Origin of the sequence: Brevibacillus choshinensis (assembly GCF_016811915.1) — a bacterium.
GTDB lineage: Bacteria > Bacillota > Bacilli > Brevibacillales > Brevibacillaceae > Brevibacillus > Brevibacillus choshinensis_A.
The window spans coordinates 1,130,240-1,154,821 of the sequence record NZ_CP069127.1; the positions used below are offsets into that span (position 1 = coordinate 1,130,240).

Genomic DNA, 24,582 nt, shown 5'->3' on the forward strand with positions numbered 1-24,582 from the left:
GGTGGGTGCGCATGTACCGCTGGATTGGCTGGGTGACATCTCCCAAGCGGGCTCGCTTGCTCGGGAGAATTCTCACCGGAATCCCAAAGCCCTTTTTGCTGGCGCTCTTTTCGCTGGCTGCCCATTTATTGGCCCGATTTGGCGGCCAGGTCAGTCAGCGTATCAAGGACAATATGACTGCTGTCTTGGGGAAAAATGCGCCGGTTGAACACTTGCGCAGACAATATTTTTATCAGGTGTGCCTGACTCTCTACGAGCTGCTGTTTGTCAGCATGCGCTTGCCCAGTCAGGGAGAAAAGCGCTTTTGCTTAACAGGAGAGAAGCACTTGCAGTCAGCCCTCGGAGCGGGCAGGGGAGCGATCTTGTATGCGCCTCATATGGGAAACTTCTTTTTCGCCTATTGGCTGCTCAGCCAGCGCTATCCTTGCCTGGCAGTCGTAACCGCACGGAGTGAAGAGCTGCGGCCGCTGTACCTCATGATGCAGGAGCTGGGCTGTACAGGACTGGACTATGACGAGACGCCGCCCTTGCTTTTGCTGAAGAAACTGCGAAAGCACCTGTCACAAAACGGCGTGGTCTTTTTGCTCGGAGACTTTTCGCGGCCGGGATTTCCGGCGGGCAGCCTGTTTGGAAGGAAGACGCCTCTTCCGCACGGCGCAGCGTCGCTGGCTTTGCATGGAAAGGCTACCGTCATCCCGTTTTACTGCCGGCGCCTGAAGGGCTTCACTCATCTATGTGTGTTCCAGCCGCCACTCCTGCTGCATGAGCAGTTTCGAACCGACCAGGTGGCGGAAGCGATGGAGCAGCTCTATCCGTTTTTGGAGGATTTCGTGAGAGCAGTACCAGAACAATGGTTGTATTGGTTTAATGTGGACGAAAGATGGACGACTGAGGAGCACAGTTCGGAGGAGGTATCATGATGGACACAGGCAGCCATCTCTTGTTGGGCGTTACATTGGCTGGTTTGGCACAGGCAACAGGACTTGTCGGGAATGATCCAGGATTGAGCCAAGCTCTCATGATGGCCACGGTCGCAGGATCGCATGCTCCCGATTTTGATACGGTAGTGAGATTGCGCGGCATTACCTCCTATATTCGCTTTCATCGGGGGATTACTCATTCCATCCCCGCCTTATTCCTTTGGCCGCTAATCATCAGCCTCCCGCTGGCTTGGGGATTTGATGTCTTGGGGCACTTCGGGCTTCTTTATTTCTGGACGTGGATCGCGGTTGTCTTCCATGTCTTTCTCGATATGTTCAATGCGTACGGGGTCCAATGCCTACGTCCGCTGAATCGACGATGGATCCATCTGGATGTACTTGCGATCTTTGAACCGTTTCTGTTTGTGCTGCATGCAGCAGCGGCCGTATGGTGGCTGGGATTTGGGGGAGAGGCGGCGCTTCTCTTTCCAGCTGCTTATGGCATCACCCTGCTGTACATCAGCGGGCGCGCGTGGCAGCATGCTCGCTTGGTCAAGCGAGTCGCAGCGGTGCTCAAGATGAGGGGCGTATATCATGTGATCCCGAGCTTTCATCCGTTTCACTGGCGGTTTGTCGTGGAGACAGACGAGCGGTTTTACACCGGCAAGCTTGAGTACACCCACGTGATTTTGCAGGAGATGTACCCCAAGCAGCAGCGGGATGACATCATCCAGGCGACGGTCGGCGTGGACGGCGTTCGGGCGTTTCTCGGTTTTGCCCAGCGCATCCACGTCACTTGGAAGGAGTGCCAAGACGGCTATGAAGTCGTTTGGAGCGACGTACGCTTCTGGTACAACTGCAAGCTGCCTTTTGGCGTAGACGTACGGCTCGACAGGGATCTCAAGGTCGTTCATCATCGCTTGGGCTGGCGAAAAAAAGCGTGGGACCCCCCGTTTGTATAGGGGATCCCACTGCTGGAGACATACATGTAGCGATCAACGGGAATAGGCTGGGAACAGCTCTTTCAGCTCTTGCTGCAGTCCTTGGCTGATCGGACTCATTGGCAGACGCAGTGTGTCGGAAGCCAGGATGCCTTGCTGGGTCAAAATCCACTTGATCGGTGCAGGGTTCGACTCCTGGAAGAGCTTTTGAATCATCGGAACCAGAGAGTCAAAGAGCTGCTGGGCCTGATCATATTCGCCTTGTTTGGCAAGCTCATATACGCGAACAAAGCTCTCGGTCTGAATCATGGAAGAGGCCAAAATGCCTCCTGTAGCTCCGTGCTGCAGCATGGACAGAAATAGGGCGTCATCTCCGCACAGGACGGGTTTCGTATCTCCTTTGGTAAGTTCGTTCAGGAGATCGAGACTGCCTGTGCTGTCTTTTATGCCGATCACGCCATCCAGATCCAGAACAGCTTTGATCGTATCCGCAGCCAAGCGAAGACCGGTGCGGTGGGGAATTTCGTAAGCGATCACGGGAACGCCCACTTGGGCAGCCCGGCGGTAATGTTCGATGACGCCTGCTTGCGGTGGTCGGTTGTAGTAAGGGGTAACGACGAGTACCGCATCCGCATCCAGTTCTCCTGCCAGCTCCGTCCGTTTTACGGTGGAGGCGGTGCTGTTGGTACCGGTGCCGATGATGAGAGGAAGCTGCTTGCCGCTGTCGCGGAGCACTTCTTTGGTGACTTGGACGAGCTGCGCTACTTCTTCCCAGGATACGGTCGGAGATTCGCCTGTCGTCCCGTTGACGATGATGCCCTGGATGTCATGGCGGAGCAGCTCCTGCACATGCTTGCGGTATGAATCCAGATCCAGCTCTTCATTTGGCAGGAAAGGCGTAATGACTGGAGCGTAAATTCCGTGCAAATCGCGTTCTTGTAACAAGGTGGTATTCCTCCCCGATATTCTTGATGTTCGTACTTTACCATGGCATTCGATATCAGTGTTATCTATAATAAGTGATAAGTAATATCAATAATTTTGAAGTGGTGACTATATGGATCTCACCTATTTTCAGACATTTCGCGAGGTTGCCTTCCATCAGAGTTTTACGAAAGCCGCAGGAGAGCTGGGATATGCCCAATCCAGCGTGACGATGCAGATTCAAAAGCTGGAGCAAGCATACGGGGTCAAGCTGTTTGAACGGTACGGCAAAAGCCTGCGCCTGACTTCCGCAGGGGAAGAGCTTTTGAAAATTGCGGTGCAAATGCTGGGTCTGTACCAGCAGTCAAAGGAAACGCTCACCCTTCAGGGAGGGGGGACGCTCACGATCGGCACCATTGACTCCTTGGCTTCCTACTATCTTCCGGCGTTGATCCAGCATCTTCGCCAGAAATATCCCACGCTGACGATCCGGCTGCATCCCGATCGGGAGACGGCCATTGTCGAGAAAGTAAAGGAAGGCGATTACGATATCGGGCTGCTCTTGGAAAGCAAGCCATCGGATCCTTCCCTCGAGTGGGTGAAAATCAGAGAAGAGCCGCTGGAGCTGCTGGCGAGCCCCGATCATCCGCTTTCTGCGATGCCTTCCATCGCGCTCGAGCAGCTATGCGACGTGGAGTGGATCATGACGGAGGCCAGCTGCAACTACAGGATCATGCTGGAGCGGGTTCTGCAGGAGCACCGGATTCCGTACCGGGTCGGTCTGGAGCTGGGGAATCCAGAAGCGATCAAGCGCTGCTTGATGACCGGCTCGGGAATCGCTTTGCTGCCGCGCATGGCTGCAGATGAAGAAATCCAGCGGGGGGAATTGACGGCGCTTCCCTTTAGCCATCCGGACATTCGGTTGGATTTGCAAATGATCATGCGGCCGAAAAAGTGGATGTCGCATTCCCTCCAGGATTTTATCGAGCTGCTGCATTGATACAGGACAAAGCCAGTCTGACATTCTCCGTGTCGGTACTGGCTTCATTTATTTTTTATCCAAAAACGATAGGGATGACTCTATACGTGGACGGAGGGATATGGTAAGATAAAACAAAAAATGTTCGATGGTGATCGAATGCAAAACTACTATTCAATAAAAATCGAATGCTCTTCCGCGTACGAATGCATCATGAGCCTGTATGCGTACATTCATGAGAAGGAGCGAAAACACTTTCAGCTCGGAAGCGAGTGGAAGAGAGAAGCCATGGGGATGCTGCCGGCAGCGTTTGCCCAGGAGCTGGAGGATGAGCGCTGGGAGGTCCTGCATCGCCTGGTTCTGCTCGTCGCGCATGCACCGAAAAAGGAGACGGTCGAAGAATTTCTCTCCTGGCTGCAGGAGATTCCGGCGGGGGAGATCTATGAGCGTTTGGCTCCGTGGGTCGACAGCATTCCGCTGAATTTGGGAGAGATCCGCGACCACAGCCTATCTTTGCTCACGCGCTGGAATGAGCATTACTTTTCCAAGCTGGAACCTTCCATGATGAAACGCCTCGAGGAGAATGCCCGACAGATGGCAGCACAAATAGGACATACGACACCGATGGAGCTGGTCGATCGAGCGACAAATGGAATATGGATCGAGCCAATGGCAGATTTGCAGGAGGTCGTGCTCATTCCCCAATACCATTGTGCGCCGACCGTCGTGCTCGATTTCTATCGGGGGATGGCTACGTGTCTGTACCCCGTGGGCGACGCGGCCAGGGAGAAGAGAGAGCCGCTGCTGGAGCTGCTGCCCCAGGCGCAATGTCTCGCGGATGAAAAGAGGCTTCTGCTCTTGCGGCTGCTGGCACAAAGATCATGCACCCTGACTGAGCTGCAGCAGCACGTGGGACTCGCGAAAAGCACTGTCCACCACCATGTCACGGCACTGCGGAGAGCCGGGCTGATCCGGGCCCATTACGTGGGGACGACGACGGTTTCCTACTACAGCTTGCGGGACTCCTTTATCGAGAGGATGCCGCAGCTGCTCCGGGACTTTTTGGAAAGCGGGGAGCGAGAAGCATGAATCAGCTGAGGCAGTATTGGCAGGCGTATCATCCTGTCGTGCACCTGTTGATGGCGGGCACGGTGTTTGTCATGCTTACGCAAGCGATGAGCATGCCGTTTTTAGCCATCTACTTGAGTGAGACGACGACGCTTTCACCCGCATACATTGGTGTCATTATCGGAGCTGGGCCGCTTGCGGGCACCGTGGGGGGCTTTCTGGGAGGAGTTTTGTCTGATCTGTTTGGCAGGCGCAAGCTGATGATCCTGTCGATGCTGGTCATGGCGGTTGCCTTCGCTGCTTTTATCACTGTCAGCCATCCCATCGCCCTCTTGGTAATCAGTCTCGTAAAGGGCTTGGCTGGTTCGTTTTACGGCACTGTCTCCAAGGCGATGATGGGGGATTTGACCCCAGAGGACAAACGGTTTCGAGTCTTTTCCAATCGCTACCTTGCAAACAATCTCGGCGTCGCCATCGGCCCGATGCTCGGTGCCTTCCTCGGCATTGCCGGCAGCGGAACGGCCTTCTTGCTCACAGCTATCTCCTATGTCGTCTTTGCCGGCTTTTTGGCCGCAGCTTGCAGGCGTTATGCAGTGGGAGACAGTCATGGAGAAGCAGAGGAAGAGAAGCCGGGCCTTGGGCAAATGTGGAAGGTGCTCAGTCGCGATTCGGCGCTTCTTGCCTTTGTCGTGGGCGGGATCTTATTGGTCACCGTCCACGGTCAAATGTCTGTCACGCTGTCCCAGTACCTGCGTGAGAATATGGCGGACGGCGTGGCTCTCTTTGGGGTGATGATGAGCGCCAATGGCTTTACGGTCCTGCTCCTGCAAATTCCCTTGACCCGGTTGGTAGAGCGGTACTCGCTGTTTTCCCGAATCGCGGGGGGAGCGGTGCTGATGGCAGTGGGAGAGGTCGGTTTTGCCTTTTTGGAGGGCTGGTTCTGGATGGTGACCGCCATGATCGTCTTTACTTTGGGCGAAATCTTGATCGTCCCCGCCGAATACGCGCAGATCGATCAGATCAGTCCAGCCAATATGCGGGGGACGTATTATGGGGCTCAAAGCGTCAGCGAGCTGGGGAGCTTCCTCGGGCCGTGGGCTGGCGGCCTGATATTGGGCGCTTACGGTGGGCCGGCGATGTTTTTGGTCATGGCAGGGTGCGCACTCGTGAGCTTGGTGTTTTACTGGATGGGGAGAGTCATCCACGAGAGGAAGAATTTGTATATGGTATACAAAAGAGGATTGAGTAAAGAAGTTTAGCATAGTGGCAAGACGGATCGGTTTCGGCATAAAACTGCATAAAACAGGCGTCCTCTCTAGCGAATGAACTTCATCAGGAGTAGAAAAGGGGGACGTTTTTTTTGTTAAATAAACCATAAATTCAGAAAATAATTGTATACAATAAGCCAAATCTCTATTTTTCGGGAAAAGATTGTGCTACAATTTTTTTGGGACGGACCCAATCTAACGGTGCAGGGGGGATGCAGATGATCACTATGTCTCACGTGGTTTACGCAATTGTTACAGTCGCTGTCATTATTGTCATGCTGTTTCGGCGCGGTGTAGTCATTCCATCTTTAATTGGTACCTTTTTAGTTGGCTGGATTTTCAAGGGAGATGTGATCAGTGGATTCCAAGCCGTCTACAATGCCAATCTCACGGCGGCAAAAGAACTGTTTACCATCTTTTTGATCATTACCTTCATGGTCGCTTTGCTCGCGTCCCTGCGCGATATCGGTGCAGATCGCAGAATGATTCGGCCGATCCAGAAGCTGATGATCAACGGACATGTGGCATTTTTTGTGCTTGCCATCGTCACGTATGTCATCTCCTTGTTCTTTTGGCCCACTCCTGCCGTACCGCTCATTGGCGCATTGCTGTTCCCTGCAGCGATTCGGGTCGGACTCCCTCCGATGGCTGCTGCGATGGCCGTGGCACTCGCGGGTCAAGGGATGGCGCTATCCTCCGACTACATCATGCAAGTAGCGCCTATGCTGAGTGCAAAAGGCGCAGGCGTAGAAACAGGGATGGTCGCAGACAAAGCGATGGTACTGTCCCTCATTACAGGCGGAGTGTCCATTTCTGTCGCTTACCTCATGCACCGCAAGGCTATCCGCAAGTCGGACGCACTCCTCGTTCAAAACCAAGTCGTGGATTTTCGATCAGCGGAGGAAACGCCAGAGTTCGCCCAGGCTGCGGCGGCTGTAGAAACCCTTCCGCCAAATATTCTGAAATGGTCGAAGATTTTTTCGGTTCTGGTTCCTCTGTCGATGCTTGGCGTCATGATTGTGATGGCGGCGAGTAAATTCGGATCGAGCATGGGGGGCTTCGAAGGGGGAGACGGGGCAGCTTTCATCGGTGGGGTAGCCGTGATTCTGTTGATTCTGTCCTGTACGGTGTTCTCGAAAATGGCTGCGTTGGACAAGATCAGTGACCATCTGACGGAAGGCTTTGTCTTTGCCTTTAAAGCGATGGGGCCTGTGATTCCAATCGCAGGGTTTTTCTTCCTGGGAAATGCAGATTTTTCGAAGAGCATTCTCTCGCTGGGTGAATCGGTTCCTGCCCCCGCGATTTTGTATGATTTGGTCATGTCCGTCCAATACGCGATTCCGGCGAATGGATTCCTGACTTCGTTCGGCATCCTGATCATCGGCATCATCGCGGGATTGGAAGGTTCGGGATTCTCCGGACTTCCACTGACGGGCTCGCTCTCTGGCGCACTGGGTCCGACTGTCGGCATCGATCCTTCGACGCTGGCAGCTATCGGGCAAATGGGCTCGGTATGGTCCGGAGGCGGAACCTTGATCGCATGGTCTTCCCTGGTTGCAGTAGCCGGCTTTGCCGGAGTATCCGTCATTGAATTGGCACGGAAAAACTTTATCCCTGTCGTCTTGGGATTATCGATTGCCACAATCGCGGCTCTCTTTCTCTGGTAGCGGCAGAGCCGTTGTCCAGAGGCACTTCATCTGCAAGCTTGGGAAGGATTTCTTGGACGGCTCTCACCAGGATCCGGCTGACCACGCCGGACATTTCCTGCACAAAGGTGAGACTCGTGTGCTCCAGCACTTTGTGGTTTAGAGGTCCGTAATTGTTAATGATTCCTTTGATATGAACATGGCCGATGGGAGGCAGCTGCTTGTCGAGACTGACTCCCGGCTGCAAGGGCTCTTCCACGACCTGGAGCGTACCGATTTTGTAGAATTGCCCGAGGCAGGCGTCGACGGCGATCACGTACGCACGGCTGTGTTTCTGGGAGATGTGGGAAAGCGTCTTTTGCATATTTAAAGCGTGCACGGGATTATCCAGTGTTCCGTAGATATGAACGTGACGTTGACCTTTCAGCTGTTGGAGGAGCTGGCTGCCAACCATCGGTCCCAAGGAATCACCCGAGTAACGATTGGTACCCATGCAAACAACGACAATCTCGGTATACCCGGGATTGTTTACGTAATGTCGGATTAACGCGTCAGACAAATAAGCCACTGATTTTTTGTCTAAGTAGTGGCAGTAATGCAGCATGCGATTCACCTGCTTTCTTCCTTACTCATGATTGTAAACCATGGCGGTCGAATCAATAAATACAGAAAAGAGTAAAAGTGTATGTCATTTTTCCAAACAGATACGGTATACAATATACCACTATGGAGAGGAAGTGTGAATGAGGATGAATAAGGCATTTCTGTTAACGCAAATGACATGGCCAGAAGTAAAAGAAGCGCTGCGCACCGTGAAAATAGCGGTGATTCCTCTGGGCGCACATGAGCAGCACGGGCCACATATGGCGGAAAGCTGCGATGCGGTATTGGCTGAAGAGATGGGGAAACGACTGGTGGAGAAGCTGTATCCGGAAGCCATCCTGACACCTACGATCAACATGGGGGTATCACCCCATCATCTTCATTTTCCCGGGACGATCTCTTTGGAGCCAACTACCGTGATTGCAATTTTGCGCGATATGATCAAATCGTTGAAGCAGCACGGCATAGAACAGTTTTTGATCTTGAATGCCCATGGGGGGAACCAGGCGACACTAGGTGTGGCAACGGAGATGCTGACTCGCGAGCTCGATGTTCGCATCTACTATGCAAAGACGACGGCATCTGCCAAAGATGTCATGGATCGACGCCTGGAATCCAAGCTGTATGGCCACAGCTGTGATCGCGAGGTATCCGAAGCCTTGTATCTGGCCCCTCATATCGTCCGGCAGAATCAGCTAGAGGCGGCAGACTATCAGGAGGGCAGATGGAAGAAGCTTCGCCCGGGCAATCCGCTGCAAGGCTTCTACTATTATGAAGAAATGACGCGAAACGGATGCATAGGCGATGCGACAAAGGCAAGCTATGAGATCGGACAGGAAATCGTGGAGACCGCTCTGGAGCGACTGGCCCATGCTGTCAAAGAGCTTCTCTAAAGGAAGGCCGTGCATTTTTCTATCCGCCATTGCCGCTAATTTGCTGTCCGCCTTCTTTCCGTCCGAGCCGCTGCATTGGGTCATTTCCGTACTGTGCATCCTCATTATCCTGATGGTTTTCCGTTCTGTGTCGCGTTTTGTGCAGGGGCTTAGCACCTTGTTTCTGCTTATCGGAGCGAGCTTATTGCTGGCGAGCGATGCTGCATGGACGCAGTTTGTCACGGGCTTTGGCAACATGCTCAACATTTTAAGTCTGTTTGCCTTGATTCCCTTTATCGCGCTGCCGATTGAGCTCGGGAACTACGCCAGCAGGATCCAGCACATGATTCAACGGACGATCAAGCGATCCGGTCTGCTTTATTCGATGACCGCCAGTCTGTCGTATATTTTGAGTTCGTTTATGAATATCGCGACGCTTCCGATGGTGTATCAGACGATTCGGCCTTCCCTGGAATTGTTTCCGATCGAGCAGAAAGAACGTTTTATCAGCCGAGCGATTACGCACGGGTACAGCATGCCGATCGTCTGGACGCCGGTAGCTCCGATTGTAGGCATCATTGTAGAGATGACGGGGGTTCGCTGGAGCGCGATAGTACCCATCATGATTCCGTTTAGTCTATTCGGCCTGTTCCTGGATGGGCTCATGGGACAATGGAATGCCAAGCGCAGACAGAAGCAGCTGGACCCGGCGGTCATCCGTGAGATGGCCGCAGCCAGACAAATGGTGGATGAACATACGCCCCCCTTTCGCAAGCCATGCCACCCTGTTCATATCCCGCTGGCGATACTCGTTTTTACCTGTCTGATCGCATTGCTGGAGAAGTATACGCAGTACAGCTTTTTGTTGCTGGTATCGGTAGCCGTCATTCCATTTGCGCTTTTGTGGTCGGTTCTGATCGGTTATGGCCGTCCATTTATACAGAAAAGCAAAGCGATGCTGCCTGCGCAGCTGCTGAAAATGAAGGAGCAGTTCCTCGTATTTTTGAGCGCGGGTTTTATGATATCCGCGATCCAGACTTCGGGGGCAGGGCATGTTCTCAATAGCTGGATTATGGCAGGAGTGGGCCTGGTGGGAGCCGATCTGTTTCTGCTGCTGATCCCGCTGATCCCGCTCGCCTTAGCCTTTGTCGGGCTGCATCCGGCTGTGGGCTTGGCGCTGACCGCCGAATCCCTCAATCCTCATGCTTTGGGCATCTCTCCTGAGCTGACAGCAATCGCGATGCTGACAGGAGCAGCCACTGCCTTTTTGATGGGGCCGTACAATGCCACGGCTGGGATGATGGCGAATCTGACGAAGCAGAGCTCCATCCGAATATCCAACTGGAATGCACCGTTTACGCTTGTTTACCTGGTTATGTCGATGTTCTTACTAATTATTCTGAAAAAAGGTTATTGACAGACGAGCCCAGGTACGCAATAATTGGTTCATAAGAATTTTGGTATACAATATACAAAATACAAACAAATCTACTCACCCTACATTTTTACATTTTGAGAGGAGTGCTTTTAGATGGCAGAAACATTGACAAAACCCGCTTTGATGAACAAAGAAGAATTCCGCTATGCTTTGGAACAAGCGATTGAAGGAAATGCGGTTGCGAAGGCGCCTTTCACGACCATGTGGGCAAACGGAGAATTGAAGAAAGAGCACTTTGCCGCTTGGGTAGAACAGCATTACGCATATGTGGGTCCATTTGCAGAGTATCTCGCTTACATCTATGCAAACTGCCCGCATGAGGACGCAAGAGACTTCCTGCTCCAAAACATGTGGGAGGAAGAGCTGGGAGGAGATCGCCACACGGACCTTTTGATCCGTTTCGGGGAAGCCTGCGGCACGACTCGCGAGCGTGTGGAATCGATGGAGCATCTGCTGCCAGAAACAATCGGCCTGCAATCCTGGTGCTATCGCATGGCATTCAAAGAAAACTTCTTGTTCGCAACGGCAGCGCTGGTTGTCGGTCTCGAATCTCAAGTCCCTGCGATTTACCGCAGACAGACTCCTGTTCTCCGCGAGAAATACGGCTTTACCGACGAAGAAGTGGAATTCTTCGATCTGCACATCGTCTCCGATGAGATCCACGGCGAGCGCGGCTATCAAATCGTTCTGGAATACGCCAGAACGCCGGAAGATCAACAGCGCTGCATCGAGATCGTGAAAGAAGCGACGAAAATGCGCAGAATGTACATCGCGGCCATCTCACGTGAATTCTGTTTAGAATAGTCTGTCTTCCATAGCATTCAACATACCCGAGAATGACTATCTTCTCGGGTATTCCTTTAAATACACCCCCATTATGCGAACGAAAGGGGCTCACCATGGCAATTGAAACGTCCGTACAAACCTTCAAAAACCTGATCAACGGTGAATGGGTGGATTCCATAAGCAACGTCACCTTTGAAAGCACGAATCCGGCAGATGCGGCGGACATCGTGGGGCGCTTTCAGGCTTCAGTGGAAGCGGATGTGATCGCAGCGATGGAGTCTGCCGATCGTGCTTTCCAGACCTGGCGCAATGTCTCGCCGAGCAAACGCGCCGAAATCCTGTACAAAGCAGCTGACTTGCTGGAAGCGGGACTGGAGCAGTACGCGCTCGAGCTGACCCGAGAAGAAGGGAAGACGCTCGCCAGCAGCAGGATGGAAGTCAAACGCTCCGCCCAAACTTTGCGCTACTACGCATTCGAGGGACTGAACATTTCCGGAGAAACGCTCCCGTCAGAAGACCCGTCGATCTCGATCTACACCAAAAAAGAGCCGCTCGGTGTAGTCATCGTGATCACACCATGGAATTTTCCTATCTCCATTCCGGTTCGAAAAATAGCTCCAGCGCTGGTGACAGGCAACACGGTCGTTTTCAAGCCAGCGTCGGATACGCCTCTGATTGCTTTGCGGCTGGTTCAGGCGCTGCATGAGGCGGGACTGCCGGCTGGCGTGATCAACTTCGTTACCGGATCGGCATCCCAAACGGGCCATGCGCTCGTCACCCATCCCGCAGTCAAAGCGGTGACGTTTACAGGCTCTACCCGTGCCGGAGAATCGATTCAGCGATCCGTACGACTGTCCACTCGCGTGCAGCTCGAGCTGGGTGGGAAAAATCCTCTCCTCGTCATGGAGGATGCAGATGTCGAGCAGGCTGCCGAGCTGGCGATCAAGGGCGGGTTTGAACTGACCGGCCAGGCCTGCACAGGTACCAGCCGAGTCATTGTCATGGAGGAAGTGCATGATCGCTTTGTCCAGGCATTAATCGAAAAAACCAAGAAGCTCAGCATCGGCAACGGCTGCCGCCAGGGCGTGGAAATCGGACCTTTGGCAAATGCCAGCCAGCTGAAAAACGTGCTCGGCTATATCCAAATCGGCAAAGAAGAGGGAGCGACTCTTGCTTACGGGGGAGGACAGCTGACGGATGGTGAGTATGCACACGGTTATTTTGTCGAGCCGGCTGTATTCACGAACGTGGCTGCTTCGATGAGAATCGCCCAAGAGGAAATATTCGGCCCGGTCATTTCTGTCATTCGCGTCACTTCCTTTGAAGAGGCGATGCTGGTTGCCAATAACGTCGAGTACGGCTTATCCGCAGCCATCTGCACGCAGGACCCAGTCCGGATTCAGCATTTTGTGAACAGCATTCAGTCCGGTGTGGTCAAGGTGAATCGTCCGACTACGGGCAATGCGCCTCACGTGCCATTCGGCGGTGTCAAAATGTCCAGCACGGCTACGTACCGCGAATCCGGCAGAGGAGCATTGGAGTTCTATACGCAAATCAAAAGCGTCTATCACGGCATCTGAAAAAAGACGGGTACAGGAGGATATGAGCTGCGATGAAATCGGTAATGAAGCTGGAGTTAGAAGAAGCAAGAGTCATGATTGAGGCGGCCAAAAAGGCGGCGGAAGAGGTCAATGCATTGGAGTCGATCTGCATTGTCGACGATGGGGGCTACGTGATTGCCCTGGAACGGATGAACGGGGGCCGGATCACCGGACCGGAGATCGCCATCGCCAAAGCCTTTACGGCGAGCGGTCACAAACGCTCCACGCATCTGTTCAACCAACCGGGCGGGCCGGCAACAACTACCGGTGAAGCATTCGGCATCCACGTGATGCTGCCAGGGAAATTTGCGATTTTCGTGGGAGGCTTCCCGATCGTCGTAAATGGAGAAGTGATCGGTGGAGTCGGCATCAGCGGAGGCAATGGCGAGCAGGATACGGCTGTGGGTACGGCAGCTTTGCGGGCCCTTCAGGAATATTTGGGTACCGACTATGAAGTGATGACGCAAGCGGACATCAAAAAGTAGTGGGAGATAGCACGACTGTGACACGTCATTGAAAAGGCAGGTGGAGAGGATCGATGGTGCTCTGGAATCTGTTCGTCGGTTTTTTTCGAATCGGCATCCTGGGATACGGCGGAGGGCCGACGATGATCCCCCTCGTTCACGTAGAAGCCGTGCAGAAATACCGATGGATGACAGACGAAGAATTCACGGACGTGCTGGCTATGGGAAACGCTCTGCCGGGACCGATCGCGACGAAAATGGCAGGGTATATCGGCTATAAAGTAAAGGGAGCCGCAGGGGCTGCCGTTGCGATTGCAGCCATGGTCATACCGGTGCTGATTGCGATGATCCTGCTCCTCAGTCTCATCTACAAGCTGAAGGATTCAGGTATCGTCGGAGGAATGACGCATGGTGTGCAGCCTGTGATCGGCGTCATGATGGCTGTCATGGCCTATGAGTTTTTCCTGAAATCGTGGAAGAGCTGGATCAAGAGCAGGACGATGGCTTGGACTATAGTTTCTCTGGTTGCACTTGCCCTTTTGGATCTGAATCCGGGACTGCTCATCGGTATCGCTCTCGCATATGCCTTCACCGAATCGACCTATCTGGTCCGAAAGAAAAAGAAAAAACAGGCTGATTCGCCAGATAGGGGAATATCAGCATGATCCTGCTGCAAGTATTTTGGGCCTTTTTCATCCCCAATATTTTGGGCTACGGTGGCGGTCCGCCGATCATTCCCCTCCTGCAAGCAGAAGTAGTCGATCATTACGGCTGGATGACGCTCGAGCAATTCGGAGATGTGCTCGCGCTAGGCAATGCGCTGCCAAGTCCGATTGCGACCAAGCTGGCGGGATATATCGGCTATCAGGTTGCTGGCATACCGGGTGCGATCGTCGCCCTGATTGCCACCATAGCCCCGACAGCGATCGCGATGGTGATTCTGTACAAATTTCTGCACCTCTTCAAAAACTCGCCGCAGGTATCGGCCATGACGCAGATCGTCCGCCCGATCGTAGCGGTACTTTTGGGGACGCTGGCCTTCCAGTTTTTCGCGAGCGCCTATCAGGCAACGGGAATCTGGCAAACGGCCGCGCTCACGGCGATCAGCCTCATCCTGCTGGAAAAGCTGAAGGTCCATCCGGGTATTGTGGTGGCGAGTGCGTTGATTTATGGGGGAGTCTTTTTGCAATAGTCCGGGGGGCATATCTTCGAAAGCGTTGTTGTATATCGATAATCATATCGATTAAACTAAGGAAAACGACTCTCGGAGGTATACCAGATGCCAGATGCGCCAGTTATTTGGAAAGACGAGGAATTGAGTCCGATTCGGGACAAGGTCTATCAATACATCAAGCAAGCGATCGTGCAAGGAATCTACAAATCGGGGGAACGGATCATCGAGCGGGAGCTGGCGGATCAGCTTAACGTAAGCCGCACTCCGATCCGTGAAGCCTTGTTCCGATTGGAATCCCAGGGCTTTGTCAAAACCTTGCCGCGCAAAGGCGTTGTCGTTTCCCAGCTCACTCCGGAGGAAGTCGTGGAAATTTTCACAATTCTGGGCTCTCTGGAAAGCCTGGCGATGAAAATGGCCGCACAAAAAGCCACTCCGGAAGCTCGGGAGGAACTGAAGCGGATCATCGATGAGATCGACGCTGAGTTTGCCAAGTCGGAAGTAAACCAGGAATATAAGAACTTTCACTTTGATATTAATGAAGTCATTTTTCGGGCTGCGCAAAGTCCTCGGCTGACACAGATGCTGGACGGTCTGTCTGATTACATCCGTGCCTTTGTCCACCTGGGATACGAGCTCCCGGGCAGGCAGCGCAAGGCAATGGAAGAGCATCGGGAAATCGCGATGGCTGTATACAATGGGCAAGCTGAATTGGTGGAGAGCTTGACGAAGATTCATTTGGAGAATTCCAAACGAGCGTATCTGGAAGCGCTCGACAAGCAATAGGAGAAACTGTCCCACATTCTTACTGCAGATGGAGGTGTTTCTATGCCGAACGTGATCTTACATCAGAACGGCCAAGTATACCAGCAAGAAATCAATGCGAACAGCAACTTGGTCGTTTTGGCCGGAGTTAAAAAGTTCCCTCATCTGAAGTACGGATGTGGCATGGGCAAGTGTACCAAATGCACGGTAAAAGTACTGGCAGGCGGAGAAGCTCTTCCTGAGCCGAACTGGAAGGAAACGAAAATGCTCGGGGAAAAAATTAGCCAGGGCTATCGATTGGCGTGCCAGCTCTACATCCAGGAAGACATCGAGATCTGCCAGGAATAATCGCGAGTACGGCTTGTATCATGACATTCTAATACTGGAGGGTTTGAAGATGAGCGAATACATTATGGTGTCCACAACGGAGCGGTACAAAACCGTGACGGAAAATCCGGATCTGGAAGTAGTCTCCGCATACGAATACTATTTCTTTGGCAAGAAAAAGACCACCTTCTCGATTTGCAAAATTAAGAACCCTGTTACGAGAATCGTGATTCAAGGTGTGTCGGAAGTATTCCCGGACAACAGCATCCCGCTCAAGGTATTCCCAAAATTCGAGACGACAGCTGAGATCGAGAAAGAAATTTATGAGCTGGATCAGGACGGGGACAGTAAGATCGTAAAGGTGCATTGATAGATGGAGCGACAAGGGCAGGGGCACAGGCTAAAACGTCTGTGCCTTTTGCTGTCGAGAAAGTGGCTGCAGTGAGAGAAGCCTGCTTCCATTCTCCGCTCCGGGCTACGTCATGCATGGGAGAGGTGAGTGTCGCTGAGAGGGACTTCACAGTCGCTCCGCCTATAAACATGCTTCTCTTGCGAACGGTTTCGTTTCATCGGGCATTTCTACGACCTTCTTTCAAAAAATGCACAACCAAACGGAAATCCCGTGAACATTCGTTTCCACAACGATCTTAGGCACAGGCTAAAAAGTCTATTACTGGTCATTCTTGTCTAGGATCAAAATAAATTCTTCAACCTCTTCACCGCGTGAGTCAGAAAACCCCTTGTCCTCACCAGATATCTGAAAACCACATTTTTGTAAAACACGGATTGAGGCGATATTATCTTTGGCCGCACGTGCATAAAGGGGGCGCTCATCTATATCGCTTAAAAACTGGAAAAGCGCCTTGGTTGCGATTCCGTTCCCCCAGTATTCCTTTCCGATCCAATAACTTACTGCAGGCAAACCAAACTGTTCAAAGCTCGAGATGTGGCCAACTACTTGATCTTTGAAGAGTATGGTCTTTTTTTTGATCGTTTTGTCGCCAAAAATCTTGATCCAGTGGGCAGTGAACGCATCCCGATCGGTTGGGTCCTTGGTGGTAAAAGCTGCCATATAGTTGGCTGCCGAGTCGAGTTGCTGAACGAAAAATACGGGGAGATCATCCTCTATGACATCCCGTAACAGGACATCGTTTGTGGATTCATTTTCCAATAAAATCACCTCTTGTGATTAATTGAAATAATTGTAACAGAGATTTTGATTCATAGACAAATATGGTTTAACAGAGCCTAAAACAAAAAAATGCATCCCCGGACACCGTCATGGAAAGAGCGCCCGTCGCTCCATGGTTCCTGGGAATGCATCTGTTTGACAAACTATTCGGAAAAAGAGAAGCAGCTTACTGCGCAGCGTTAATCCGTCTCTGGGCAATTTTGTTCAGGCGGTCCACGTCTTCTTCGCCCCAAGAAACGGTGACATCTCCGGTGACAAAGGTTTGGCATGCCAAACGGTACCCCTGCGCAATCTTGTCATTTCCCAAACGATCAACCTCTTTTTTCATGACCCTGCTGAGGTTTTCCTGCCCATCCACAATCTGTACGCGACAGGTTCCGCATAGTCCGCCGCCGCATTTGAATGGAACGGCTCCCTCGTACCGAATGGAAGTTCGCAGAAGATTCGCGTCTTTATCCACCTGAATAGTCTTACCTGACGTATGAAAAGTGATAGATGGCACAAGCTTCCCTCCCTCATGGTTATAGAACAAGTATATCATAGAGGTTTGGTTTATGGTATACCAAATACAATATTTTTGTTATGATAGAAAAAAGAAGTCATCTCGTAAAATCATTCATGCTCACAGGAGGGTATATGCTCAAAATTGGAGTCATTGGCTACGGAACGATAGGCGAGGATGTCGTGCAAGCAATCGGACAAGATCCGGTGGGAGGAATACAGGTAGCGTCCATCCTGGTGCGGGATCGATCCAAATACCAGGTGCCCGCATCGCTTCAATCACTCATGACGGAGCAGGAGGATGACTTTTTTGCCCATCCATTCGATCTCGTAGTGGAATCGGCGGGACATGAAGCGGTCAAGCGGTATGGAGAAAGGGTCCTGGCGAATGGCGCGGATTTGATCATCGTCAGTGTAGGTGCTTTCGCGGATGAAGCGCTGCAAGATCGACTGATGAAAATGGCAGCAGAACACGGCCGCAAGATCATTATCCCCTCAGCAGCCATTGGGGGCTTGGACCGGATCGCGGCAGGCAGCCTTGGGCCGATGGAGGAAGTGACGCTCATTACGAGGAAGCCGCCCAAAGCCTGGTATGGAACGATCATCGAGCAGCAGGTTTCATTAGCAGAGCTGACAGAGCCCTACTGCGCTTTCGATGGGGTGGCCAGAGATTCGGCAAGACTTTTCCCGGAGAGCGTAAACGTGTCGGCTGCCTTGAGCCTTGCGGGCATCGGATTTGATCGGACAAAAGTAAAAGTCTTCGTAGATCCGCATATTACGAGCAATACGCATGAGATTGAAGCCAGAGGAAAGTTTGGCCAAATCAAGCTGCAAATCCAGAACACGCCGTCTGCACGCAATCCGAAGACCGGCTATATCGTTGCGATGAGCGTCATGAAGACTTTGCGTGATCGGGCTTCCCACTTTGTCATCGGCGTATAGGAGTAAGAAGGTTATTGCCTGATCTGTTTGTCCTTCTCCCGGCATATGGTAGTGGGGAGGAGGGAGACAAGATGGCAGAAAAAAAGGCATTTGTCGCTCTGCGGATCGTGACCGGCATCATCTTTCTCGTGCATGGCGCAGCCAAGCTGCAAAAAGGCATGGCGGTGGTCGCTGCCATGTTTGGCGATCTCGGACTGCCCCCATGGCTAGCCTATCCGGTGATGATCGTAGAGACCGTGGGGGGGCTCGCCTTGATCCTGGGGATCTGGTCTCGCTGGGCAGCTTGGTCGCTGGCTGTGATCATGGCAGGTGCGATCATCACGGTGAAATGGGAGCACGGCTTCATGAGTCAGGGAGGAAAAAGCGGATACGAGTTCAATCTCATTTTGCTCGCTGTCGCGGGGTACGTGGGGCTGAAAAAAGGAGAAAAGAGACCTGACTGAACGCTATTGGAGCGCCAGCCGGGTCTCTTTTTCGTAAAGGACACCACTAGGGGATGAGCTCATAACTATCCTCAGTTACGGTGGAGAGGAACGGACTTATGGCACCGACGCTGTACAGATGCAATTCATGCATGGCGCGGGTACAGGCCGTGTAAAACAGCTTTCGTTCGTTCTCCAGCTGATAACGCTCCGATGACGCATCGTAGATAAGGACCGCGTCAAACTCAACCCCTTTGGCCAAGTAAGACGGGATGATCAAGGCCCCGGTCTCATAGGAAATCGCTTTGGTGCCGATCATGCGTATCTCCAGCTTGTCACGCAAGCGTTCATACGCCTCCTGTGCTTCTGCTGCCGTCTTGGTTATGACAGCGATGGCTTGATGCCCGTCGGCCTGCAATTCTTTGATTTTTGCTGCGATCTTTTCAGTCAACCGATCGGAATCGGCTACGATCGTCACACTTGGCTTGCGACCGGCCCGATGGAAGGGCTCGATGCTCTCGCCGCCCGGTACCAGCTGGCGGGTAAAGGTGACGATCGGTTCCGTGGAGCGATAGCTCTTGGTCAGCACGAATGTTTCGGTTTGCTCAGGCTCATAGAGCGAAGCGACCGCCTCGAAGCTCGAGCTCTGGTAGGCATGAGCGTAAATCGCTTGATTCCAGTCGCCCAGCACGGTCATTTTGGCGCGGGGGAAGAGTCTTTGCAAAAGGGCAAACTGGAAGGGAGAGTAGTCCTGGGCTTCATCGATGAAGACATGCCGGACGATGTTGTTCGTCTGAAAGCCCTCCAGTTTTTCCAGCAGGTACAGAAACGGCGGCGTGTCCTCGTATGTCAGCTCGTGATGATCCAGTCTTTCCAAGGTTTGCCTGCAGATCTCATCCCACATCGGCGGCCTTTCAGCAGCGCAAAAAACAGCGTGAGCGAGCTCGGAATCCGAAAAAAGCTGACGATAGGTAGCTGCAGCATCAATGAATGCCAGCTCCCGAACAAACTGGCGCAGAGGCTGAAATTGCTTTTTCACGATTTTAGCAGCGAGCAGCTCTTGCTCCCGATCAAAATCATTGAAGGTATCTTCCCGGAACTGATTTTGCCGGCGCAGCTCCTGATAGGCCGCGACAAATGCATCTTTGTCCAAAAGCTCCAGCTCATCTTCTACCCATGGTTTGTTGCGTTCCAGGCGTTCCTGTTTTTTCAGCTCGCCAAGCAGCCATCTTGCGAGCAGAGCCATCCGGTTGGGGATGGAAATGGAGGGGTCCATGGCGTAAAATTGCTCGCGAATGCGCTCCGCACGGATGATGACCCTGTCTCGAAAAGTGATCGGGCGAAATTGAATTCCCTTTTCCTTGAGAAGAGCTGCGTAGTCATCGATCGCCCGCATGAAGCGCGGAGAGGTTTTGATCCGGATGCCTTCCAGACGTCCTGCATAGCCGTTCTCTTCCATGGCCGTAAGCACATATTCCATCTGGGCAAGCGGGTGCTCCAGCGAAAAGGTCGAGCCGAGCCGATGCTCCGCATAGTCCTGGAAGGTCGTCTGCTGCATGTTTTCTTCCCCCAGCTCTGGCAGCACTGTGGAAATGTAGCTGTTGAAAAGCGAGTTGGGAGAAAACAGCACGATTTGTTCGGCGCGCAGCGTCTTGCGGTAACGGTACAGCAGGTAGGCGATTCGCTGCAGGGCAGCGGAGGTTTTTCCGCTGCCAGCGGCACCGGAGACGATGACGAGGCGACTGCGTTCGTTGCGAATGATGCGGTTTTGATCTCGTTGGATCGTGGCGACGATGCTCTTCATTTGCGAGTCCGCATGTTTGCCGAGCACTTCCTGCAAAAGCTCATCGCCGATCGTCACGCCGGTGTCAAACAAATGAAGCAGCTTTCCATCGCGAATGACATACTGTCGTTTGCAAGTGATTTCACCCGAGACGGTTCCGCTTGGGGTCTCGTACACGGCTGGTCCAGGAGCGTAATCGTAGTACAGGCTGGAGATGGGCGCTCGCCAGTCGTACACCAAAAATTGCTCCTCACGCTCATCAAGCAGAGAGGCGATTCCTAAATAAATGGGATCTGCTTTCGGTTCTGTCTCTTCGCGAAAGTCAATCCTTCCGAAATAGGGGGATTGCACCAAGCGCTTCAGCGTCCGCAGCTGATTATGGGCGTGGCGATGGACGCGCTCGCGCTCCGATAATACCTCGGCTTGCTGTTTGATGCTGGCATACGTTTCGGCCGCTTCGGTAGCATCCTCAAAGTTGACGGTGACATCGTCCCAAAAATGCTTGCGGATGCCTACGATGTCAGCACTGATTTCTGTGACATGCTCCTGCAGGCCACCTATCTGTCTCTTAATCTCGGCAACAACCTGCTCTACCCGCTGCTCTTCCTTCAGTCTGTCTTGGTCAGCTTCGCTCATGATACCGCTCCTTTTTGGGCCCATTTTTGTCGATAGGGTTTGACAACCGCTCTTGATGTGTGATAAGATAATATTGGGTAAAAATGATTTTGAATATCTGATGCATCGAAAGACCAATTCCCATTCTATCATAGGGAACTTGGTGTTTCAACATGCATAGCAGTGTTATTTCTATAAAAATGGAGCGGGGTGCGCAGGCACTCCGCTTTTTTAATTCTCTGTTCAGAAGACAGGCTGTTCCCACCAGCCCATCGAAAAAAGGAAGACTGCGTTTTTCTCGGATGCTGGTACATGGGCCATCAGAGACATGCCAGGCCCGAGAATCCATTGTCCGTCGATTTGCGCACCTACCGTACTCAGGGGTGGAACAATTCTGGTGGTGGCGATGGTGCCTCCGCGAGGCAAATCGGACTCACTCTGAGAAAAAAGGAGCTTTCCTTGGGAAGGAGGACAGGAGGAAAGCTGTGCAAAGCCGGAGGTAATGGCGGCGGAGCTGGCTCCCGCGATGGATTCTGTTTTCCCGAACCAGAATTGCACCTCCAGCGGATGCTCCGAGAGGTTGGTCACATGCCAGTCCTGTACATATAAAAGGGCGCCGGAGCGAACGGGGTTTGACAAAGCTCCAAAGCCTTGGCCGCCCGGGCCGACCGTTACTTTTTCCGTTTGACCGAGAAAGTACTTGCACTGGGAGGCCATTGACATGGGATAGGGAATGTAGGCATGCCGGGGCAGCTGCTCTGTAGCGGGCGGGGTCGGGAACGGATAGTAGCCCATCTGCATGTAGACATCTGGCATGCCGTAATAATAAGGGGATTGATTAAAGGAGGACTTTGCCATTGGTTCCTCTCCTTTGGGTGTGGTAACTCTACAGCATATGGCAATCGCCCAAGAGGGGTGCGGCGAGTAAAAATGCCCGATCGCTGCTATGCGCAGGGATCGGGCATTTGTCATGGGAATGAAATTACGAGACAGCTTTCCAGGCATGAATGGCGAGCAAGGCCCAGCCTACGAGGAACAGCAGGCCGCCGATCGGGGTAATGGCACCCAGCACTTTGACACCGGACATCGCCAGCGCGTACAGGCTACCAGAAAAGATGATGGTACCCAACACAAAGCACCACCCAGCCCAAGTCAATCCAGCTGAATCCGGATACCATTTGATCAGCAGGGCGACCAGAATCATGGCCAGTGCATGCGTCGTTTGGTAGGTCACCCCCGTGTGGAAAATGCCGAGGGAGTACTCGTCCAGTTTTTCTTTCAGGGCATGGGCTCCAAAAGCTCCCAGTGCGACAGACAAAAAGCCGCTGATGCTGCCGAGCAGCAGAAACAGTTTCATGAGTCATTCTCTCCTTTTATGTAAGCTTTGCCAAAAGCTTGCGTCTATCCGTCGTGATCGAATCTATTTTACTCCAATTGGACGTGCATTGCCCAATTGCAATTTGATGACAGATTGCTGGACACGCGTACAGACCGCTTGTCAACTCCCGACATAATTTGTAGTACGCAGTGCCAACCCTTACTGGAGCTGCGTCGGGAGGTGATTGTACATGAACAAATGGGTCTCTCTTGCTGGCGGTCTTCTTGGTGGCTATGCTTTGCTGAAAGCTCCGCTCGACGGTACTTTCCTGAACGGACTGAATCCGATCGTGGATGGAATCGGCTTGATCGCGATGCTGGTCTTCTCAGGTGCACTGATTTATACTAGCGTGCGTGACTGGTTCCAAAAATAATTCGGCTCAATTCAAGCAACGAGGCGTCTCCTTGATAGGGGATGCCTTTTTGCACCCGAGAAAAATTGGGAAAGTCAGCTGCACTTTTCTGGAATGCTGGCTTCTTTTGTCGTCTTTCTCCATATATATAAAATAGGCTTTGGCAAATGGGAGGGGAAGGGCATTGACCAACGAAGAACGCAAAGAGCTGGAGCGGTCGATTGATGAAATTACCGAGATTGCCAAGGGGTTCAACCTTGATTTTTATCCGATGCGCTACGAAATCTGCCCGGCGGATATCATCTATACGTTTGGTGCTTACGGAATGCCGACGCGCTTTTCGCATTGGAGCTTTGGCAAATCGTTTTATCGCATGAAACTGTCGTACGATCTCAACCTGAGCAAAATTTACGAGCTGGTGATCAATTCGAATCCTTGCTACGCCTTTTTGCTGGATGGCAACTCATTGATTCAGAACAAGCTGATCGTCGCCCACGTCTTGGCGCACTGCGACTTTTTCAAGAACAACATGCGTTTCTCCAATACGAATCGAGACATGGTAGAGTCCATGGCGGCGAGCTCGGAGCGCATCCGTCAATACGAGATCGAATACGGCAAGGAAGCGGTGGAGAATCTCCTCGATGCGAGCCTGGCCATTCAGGAGCATATCGATCCGAGTTTGCTGCGGCCCAAGCTGCGCTGGAAGCGAGAACCGGATGAGCCAGTCAAAAAAGGAAAAGCAGAGCGTCACTCCCCATACGACGATCTGTGGGGACTGGATCGCAAGGAGAAGCAGGAAGTCGATCAGGTAAAGCAGGTGCGCAAGTTTCCGCCGTCGCCTGAAAAAGACCTGCTGCTGTTCGTCATGGAATACAGCACCATTCTGGAAGACTGGCAACGGGATGTGCTGACCATCATCCGCGACGAGATGCTCTATTTCTGGCCTCAGATGGAGACGAAGATCATGAACGAAGGCTGGGCGACCTACTGGCACATGCGCATCCTTCGGGAAATGGAGCTGAGCGAGTCCGAGACGATTGAATTTGCCAAGCTGCACTCCTCTGTCATCCAGCCATCGACCACGAGCATTAATCCGTATCATTTGGGGTTGAAAATTTTCGAAGATATCGAACGCCGCTGGGATAAGCCGACCAAGGAAGAGCAGGAGCGGTTTGGGCGCAAGCCGGGAGAGGGGCGCGCGAAAATTTTTGAAGTGCGCGAGCTGGAATCGGACATCAGCTTTCTCAGCAACTTCTTGACCAAGGATTTGGTGAGCGATCTGGATCTGTATATGTTCGGGAAGCAAGGCAACGACTGGATCGTCACGGACAAACAATGGGAGCAGGTGCGAGACGGGCTGGCCGGCACGCGGGTCAATGGCGGCTTCCCGTACGTCATGGTCCACGACGGAGATTATTTGCGATCCGGGGAGATGTACCTGAAGCACCACTTCGAGGGCCTGGAGCTCGATGTGAAGTACGTGGAAAAAACGTTGCCTTACGTCTATACGCTGTGGGGGAAAAACGTGCATCTGGAGACGGTCATTGAGGATCGTCAGGTCTTATTCACATACGACGGGAAGAAAGTGCATCGTCGGTTTTTGTAGGGAAGAGAAAGGCCGCAA

The 24,582-nt window shown here is 52.6% G+C and carries 27 protein-coding genes; 20 read left to right on the forward strand and 7 right to left on the reverse strand.

All coding sequences use genetic code 11. The features are described from left to right. Positions 1 to 11 precede the first annotated feature (11 nt). Positions 12 to 920, forward strand: a complete 909-nt coding sequence (locus JNE38_RS06090; protein WP_203355716.1) for a lysophospholipid acyltransferase family protein — start codon at positions 12 to 14, stop codon at positions 918 to 920. After that, positions 917 to 1,882: a metal-dependent hydrolase gene (locus tag JNE38_RS06095; protein ID WP_238933571.1), complete on the forward strand. Its 966-nt coding sequence runs from the start codon at positions 917 to 919 to the stop codon at positions 1,880 to 1,882. The genes JNE38_RS06090 and JNE38_RS06095 overlap by 4 nt, the downstream gene beginning before the upstream one ends. Positions 1,883 to 1,915: 33 nt before the next feature. On the opposite strand, the gene dapA is transcribed toward JNE38_RS06095, so the two are convergent. Then, a complete protein-coding gene (gene dapA / locus JNE38_RS06100; RefSeq protein ID WP_203355717.1) occupies positions 1,916 to 2,806 on the reverse strand; it encodes a 4-hydroxy-tetrahydrodipicolinate synthase in 891 nt (296 codons plus the stop codon). A 112-nt stretch (positions 2,807 to 2,918) separates the two neighbouring features. On the opposite strand from dapA, the gene JNE38_RS06105 reads away from it, so the two are divergent. The 4 genes from JNE38_RS06105 to JNE38_RS06120 all read left to right on the forward strand — a co-directional run bounded on the left by JNE38_RS06105 (position 2,919) and on the right by JNE38_RS06120 (position 7,767). Continuing rightward, positions 2,919 to 3,785: a LysR family transcriptional regulator gene (locus JNE38_RS06105; protein WP_203355718.1), complete on the forward strand. Its 867-nt coding sequence runs from the start codon at positions 2,919 to 2,921 to the stop codon at positions 3,783 to 3,785. Between the two features lie 138 nt (positions 3,786 to 3,923). Next, positions 3,924 to 4,853 (forward strand): ArsR/SmtB family transcription factor, encoded by a 930-nt coding sequence (locus tag JNE38_RS06110; protein ID WP_203355719.1) that lies wholly within the window; start codon positions 3,924 to 3,926, stop codon positions 4,851 to 4,853. Further along, positions 4,850 to 6,091 carry an MDR family MFS transporter gene (locus JNE38_RS06115; protein ID WP_203355720.1) on the forward strand — a complete coding sequence of 414 codons (1,242 nt, stop codon included), beginning with the start codon at positions 4,850 to 4,852 and terminating at the stop codon, positions 6,089 to 6,091. The genes JNE38_RS06110 and JNE38_RS06115 overlap by 4 nt, the downstream gene beginning before the upstream one ends. 221 nt (positions 6,092 to 6,312) lie before the next feature. After that, on the forward strand, positions 6,313 to 7,767 hold the full coding sequence (locus JNE38_RS06120) for a hypothetical protein (RefSeq protein ID WP_203355721.1): 1,455 nt from the start codon (positions 6,313 to 6,315) through the stop codon (positions 7,765 to 7,767). Here JNE38_RS06120 and yyaC read toward each other — a convergent pair. Then, a complete protein-coding gene (gene yyaC / locus JNE38_RS06125) occupies positions 7,709 to 8,350 on the reverse strand; it encodes a spore protease YyaC (protein ID WP_238933699.1) in 642 nt (213 codons plus the stop codon). The genes JNE38_RS06120 and yyaC overlap by 59 nt on opposite strands. Positions 8,351 to 8,495: 145 nt before the next feature. Between yyaC and JNE38_RS06130 the strand changes: the two genes are divergently transcribed. The 10 genes from JNE38_RS06130 (at position 8,496) to JNE38_RS06175 (ending at position 16,143) form a co-directional block, all read left to right on the forward strand. Further along, positions 8,496 to 9,242: a creatininase family protein gene (locus JNE38_RS06130; RefSeq protein ID WP_203355723.1), complete on the forward strand. Its 747-nt coding sequence runs from the start codon at positions 8,496 to 8,498 to the stop codon at positions 9,240 to 9,242. Then, positions 9,220 to 10,638: a hypothetical protein gene (locus tag JNE38_RS06135; RefSeq protein ID WP_203355724.1), complete on the forward strand. Its 1,419-nt coding sequence runs from the start codon at positions 9,220 to 9,222 to the stop codon at positions 10,636 to 10,638. The genes JNE38_RS06130 and JNE38_RS06135 overlap by 23 nt, the downstream gene beginning before the upstream one ends. Before the next feature lie 114 nt (positions 10,639 to 10,752). Beyond that, positions 10,753 to 11,463, forward strand: coding sequence for an iron-containing redox enzyme family protein (locus JNE38_RS06140; RefSeq protein ID WP_203355725.1), 711 nt, complete (start codon positions 10,753 to 10,755; stop codon positions 11,461 to 11,463). A gap of 95 nt (positions 11,464 to 11,558) precedes the next feature. After that, entirely contained in the window at positions 11,559 to 13,025 is a 1,467-nt protein-coding gene (locus JNE38_RS06145; protein ID WP_203355726.1) for an aldehyde dehydrogenase family protein, read from the forward strand. A gap of 32 nt (positions 13,026 to 13,057) precedes the next feature. Then, positions 13,058 to 13,531 carry a GlcG/HbpS family heme-binding protein gene (locus JNE38_RS06150; RefSeq protein ID WP_203355727.1) on the forward strand — a complete coding sequence of 158 codons (474 nt, stop codon included), beginning with the start codon at positions 13,058 to 13,060 and terminating at the stop codon, positions 13,529 to 13,531. Between the two features lie 53 nt (positions 13,532 to 13,584). Then, positions 13,585 to 14,175, forward strand: coding sequence for a chromate transporter (locus tag JNE38_RS06155; RefSeq protein ID WP_203355728.1), 591 nt, complete (start codon positions 13,585 to 13,587; stop codon positions 14,173 to 14,175). Then, positions 14,172 to 14,702, forward strand: a complete 531-nt coding sequence (locus tag JNE38_RS06160) for a chromate transporter (protein ID WP_203355729.1) — start codon at positions 14,172 to 14,174, stop codon at positions 14,700 to 14,702. The genes JNE38_RS06155 and JNE38_RS06160 overlap by 4 nt, the downstream gene beginning before the upstream one ends. Positions 14,703 to 14,789: 87 nt before the next feature. Further along, on the forward strand, positions 14,790 to 15,467 hold the full coding sequence (locus JNE38_RS06165) for a GntR family transcriptional regulator (RefSeq protein ID WP_203355730.1): 678 nt from the start codon (positions 14,790 to 14,792) through the stop codon (positions 15,465 to 15,467). 42 nt (positions 15,468 to 15,509) lie between these two features. Next, the gene (locus JNE38_RS06170; protein ID WP_203355731.1) at positions 15,510 to 15,794 is read left to right on the forward strand and encodes a 2Fe-2S iron-sulfur cluster-binding protein; all 285 of its coding nucleotides are present in this window, start codon (positions 15,510 to 15,512) and stop codon (positions 15,792 to 15,794) included. Between the two features lie 49 nt (positions 15,795 to 15,843). Further along, positions 15,844 to 16,143, forward strand: a complete 300-nt coding sequence (locus JNE38_RS06175) for a hypothetical protein (protein ID WP_203355732.1) — start codon at positions 15,844 to 15,846, stop codon at positions 16,141 to 16,143. A 300-nt stretch (positions 16,144 to 16,443) separates the two neighbouring features. Here JNE38_RS06175 and JNE38_RS06180 read toward each other — a convergent pair whose 3' ends face one another. Both JNE38_RS06180 and JNE38_RS06185 read right to left on the reverse strand, forming a co-directional pair. Further along, positions 16,444 to 16,944, reverse strand: coding sequence for a GNAT family N-acetyltransferase (locus JNE38_RS06180; protein WP_203355733.1), 501 nt, complete (start codon positions 16,942 to 16,944; stop codon positions 16,444 to 16,446). A 187-nt stretch (positions 16,945 to 17,131) separates the two neighbouring features. Beyond that, positions 17,132 to 17,467 carry a 2Fe-2S iron-sulfur cluster-binding protein gene (locus tag JNE38_RS06185; RefSeq protein ID WP_203355734.1) on the reverse strand — a complete coding sequence of 112 codons (336 nt, stop codon included), beginning with the start codon at positions 17,465 to 17,467 and terminating at the stop codon, positions 17,132 to 17,134. Between the two features lie 134 nt (positions 17,468 to 17,601). Between JNE38_RS06185 and nadX the strand changes: the two genes are divergently transcribed. Together nadX and JNE38_RS06195 are read left to right on the forward strand one after the other, a co-directional pair. Next, the gene (nadX, locus tag JNE38_RS06190; RefSeq protein WP_203355735.1) at positions 17,602 to 18,408 is read left to right on the forward strand and encodes an aspartate dehydrogenase; all 807 of its coding nucleotides are present in this window, start codon (positions 17,602 to 17,604) and stop codon (positions 18,406 to 18,408) included. A 71-nt stretch (positions 18,409 to 18,479) separates the two neighbouring features. Further along, positions 18,480 to 18,851: a DoxX family protein gene (locus JNE38_RS06195; protein WP_203355736.1), complete on the forward strand. Its 372-nt coding sequence runs from the start codon at positions 18,480 to 18,482 to the stop codon at positions 18,849 to 18,851. A 46-nt stretch (positions 18,852 to 18,897) separates the two neighbouring features. On the opposite strand, the gene helD is transcribed toward JNE38_RS06195, so the two are convergent. The 3 genes from helD to JNE38_RS06210 all read right to left on the reverse strand — a co-directional run bounded on the left by helD (position 18,898) and on the right by JNE38_RS06210 (position 22,585). After that, positions 18,898 to 21,249, reverse strand: a complete 2,352-nt coding sequence (helD, locus tag JNE38_RS06200; protein ID WP_203355737.1) for an RNA polymerase recycling motor HelD — start codon at positions 21,247 to 21,249, stop codon at positions 18,898 to 18,900. 222 nt (positions 21,250 to 21,471) lie between these two features. Further along, a complete protein-coding gene (locus JNE38_RS06205; RefSeq protein WP_203355738.1) occupies positions 21,472 to 22,086 on the reverse strand; it encodes a DUF6143 family protein in 615 nt (204 codons plus the stop codon). A gap of 124 nt (positions 22,087 to 22,210) precedes the next feature. Next, positions 22,211 to 22,585 (reverse strand): DUF423 domain-containing protein, encoded by a 375-nt coding sequence (locus JNE38_RS06210; RefSeq protein WP_203355739.1) that lies wholly within the window; start codon positions 22,583 to 22,585, stop codon positions 22,211 to 22,213. A 211-nt stretch (positions 22,586 to 22,796) separates the two neighbouring features. On the opposite strand from JNE38_RS06210, the gene JNE38_RS06215 reads away from it, so the two are divergent. Beyond that, positions 22,797 to 22,979 carry a hypothetical protein gene (locus JNE38_RS06215; RefSeq protein ID WP_203355740.1) on the forward strand — a complete coding sequence of 61 codons (183 nt, stop codon included), beginning with the start codon at positions 22,797 to 22,799 and terminating at the stop codon, positions 22,977 to 22,979. Between the two features lie 163 nt (positions 22,980 to 23,142). After that, the gene (locus JNE38_RS06220) at positions 23,143 to 24,564 is read left to right on the forward strand and encodes a SpoVR family protein (RefSeq protein WP_203355741.1); all 1,422 of its coding nucleotides are present in this window, start codon (positions 23,143 to 23,145) and stop codon (positions 24,562 to 24,564) included. Positions 24,565 to 24,582: the final 18 nt, after the last annotated feature.

Excerpts from the sequence above, each read along its gene's own strand:
- JNE38_RS06115 (WP_203355720.1), top strand. The coding sequence starts at position 4,850 with ATGAATCAGCTGAGGCAGTATTGGCAGGCGTATCATCCTGTCGTGCAC.
- JNE38_RS06120 (WP_203355721.1), top strand. The coding sequence starts at position 6,313 with ATGCAGATGATCACTATGTCTCACGTGGTTTACGCAATTGTTACAGTC.
- yyaC (WP_238933699.1), bottom strand. The coding sequence starts at position 8,350 with ATGCTGCATTACTGCCACTACTTAGACAAAAAATCAGTGGCTTATTTG.
- JNE38_RS06135 (WP_203355724.1), top strand. The coding sequence starts at position 9,220 with ATGCTGTCAAAGAGCTTCTCTAAAGGAAGGCCGTGCATTTTTCTATCC.
- JNE38_RS06160 (WP_203355729.1), top strand. The coding sequence starts at position 14,172 with ATGATCCTGCTGCAAGTATTTTGGGCCTTTTTCATCCCCAATATTTTG.
- JNE38_RS06195 (WP_203355736.1), top strand. The coding sequence starts at position 18,480 with ATGGCAGAAAAAAAGGCATTTGTCGCTCTGCGGATCGTGACCGGCATC.
- JNE38_RS06095 (WP_238933571.1), top strand. The coding sequence starts at position 917 with ATGATGGACACAGGCAGCCATCTCTTGTTGGGCGTTACATTGGCTGGT.
- JNE38_RS06215 (WP_203355740.1), top strand. The coding sequence starts at position 22,797 with ATGAACAAATGGGTCTCTCTTGCTGGCGGTCTTCTTGGTGGCTATGCT.
- nadX (WP_203355735.1), top strand. The coding sequence starts at position 17,602 with ATGCTCAAAATTGGAGTCATTGGCTACGGAACGATAGGCGAGGATGTC.
- JNE38_RS06210 (WP_203355739.1), bottom strand. The coding sequence starts at position 22,585 with ATGAAACTGTTTCTGCTGCTCGGCAGCATCAGCGGCTTTTTGTCTGTC.
- JNE38_RS06140 (WP_203355725.1), top strand. The coding sequence starts at position 10,753 with ATGGCAGAAACATTGACAAAACCCGCTTTGATGAACAAAGAAGAATTC.
- JNE38_RS06090 (WP_203355716.1), top strand. The coding sequence starts at position 12 with ATGTACCGCTGGATTGGCTGGGTGACATCTCCCAAGCGGGCTCGCTTG.
- JNE38_RS06150 (WP_203355727.1), top strand. The coding sequence starts at position 13,058 with ATGAAATCGGTAATGAAGCTGGAGTTAGAAGAAGCAAGAGTCATGATT.
- JNE38_RS06145 (WP_203355726.1), top strand. The coding sequence starts at position 11,559 with ATGGCAATTGAAACGTCCGTACAAACCTTCAAAAACCTGATCAACGGT.
- JNE38_RS06110 (WP_203355719.1), top strand. The coding sequence starts at position 3,924 with ATGCAAAACTACTATTCAATAAAAATCGAATGCTCTTCCGCGTACGAA.
- helD (WP_203355737.1), bottom strand. The coding sequence starts at position 21,249 with ATGAGCGAAGCTGACCAAGACAGACTGAAGGAAGAGCAGCGGGTAGAG.
- JNE38_RS06155 (WP_203355728.1), top strand. The coding sequence starts at position 13,585 with ATGGTGCTCTGGAATCTGTTCGTCGGTTTTTTTCGAATCGGCATCCTG.
- JNE38_RS06175 (WP_203355732.1), top strand. The coding sequence starts at position 15,844 with ATGAGCGAATACATTATGGTGTCCACAACGGAGCGGTACAAAACCGTG.
- JNE38_RS06130 (WP_203355723.1), top strand. The coding sequence starts at position 8,496 with ATGAATAAGGCATTTCTGTTAACGCAAATGACATGGCCAGAAGTAAAA.
- JNE38_RS06205 (WP_203355738.1), bottom strand. The coding sequence starts at position 22,086 with ATGGCAAAGTCCTCCTTTAATCAATCCCCTTATTATTACGGCATGCCA.
- JNE38_RS06105 (WP_203355718.1), top strand. The coding sequence starts at position 2,919 with ATGGATCTCACCTATTTTCAGACATTTCGCGAGGTTGCCTTCCATCAG.
- JNE38_RS06165 (WP_203355730.1), top strand. The coding sequence starts at position 14,790 with ATGCCAGATGCGCCAGTTATTTGGAAAGACGAGGAATTGAGTCCGATT.
- JNE38_RS06170 (WP_203355731.1), top strand. The coding sequence starts at position 15,510 with ATGCCGAACGTGATCTTACATCAGAACGGCCAAGTATACCAGCAAGAA.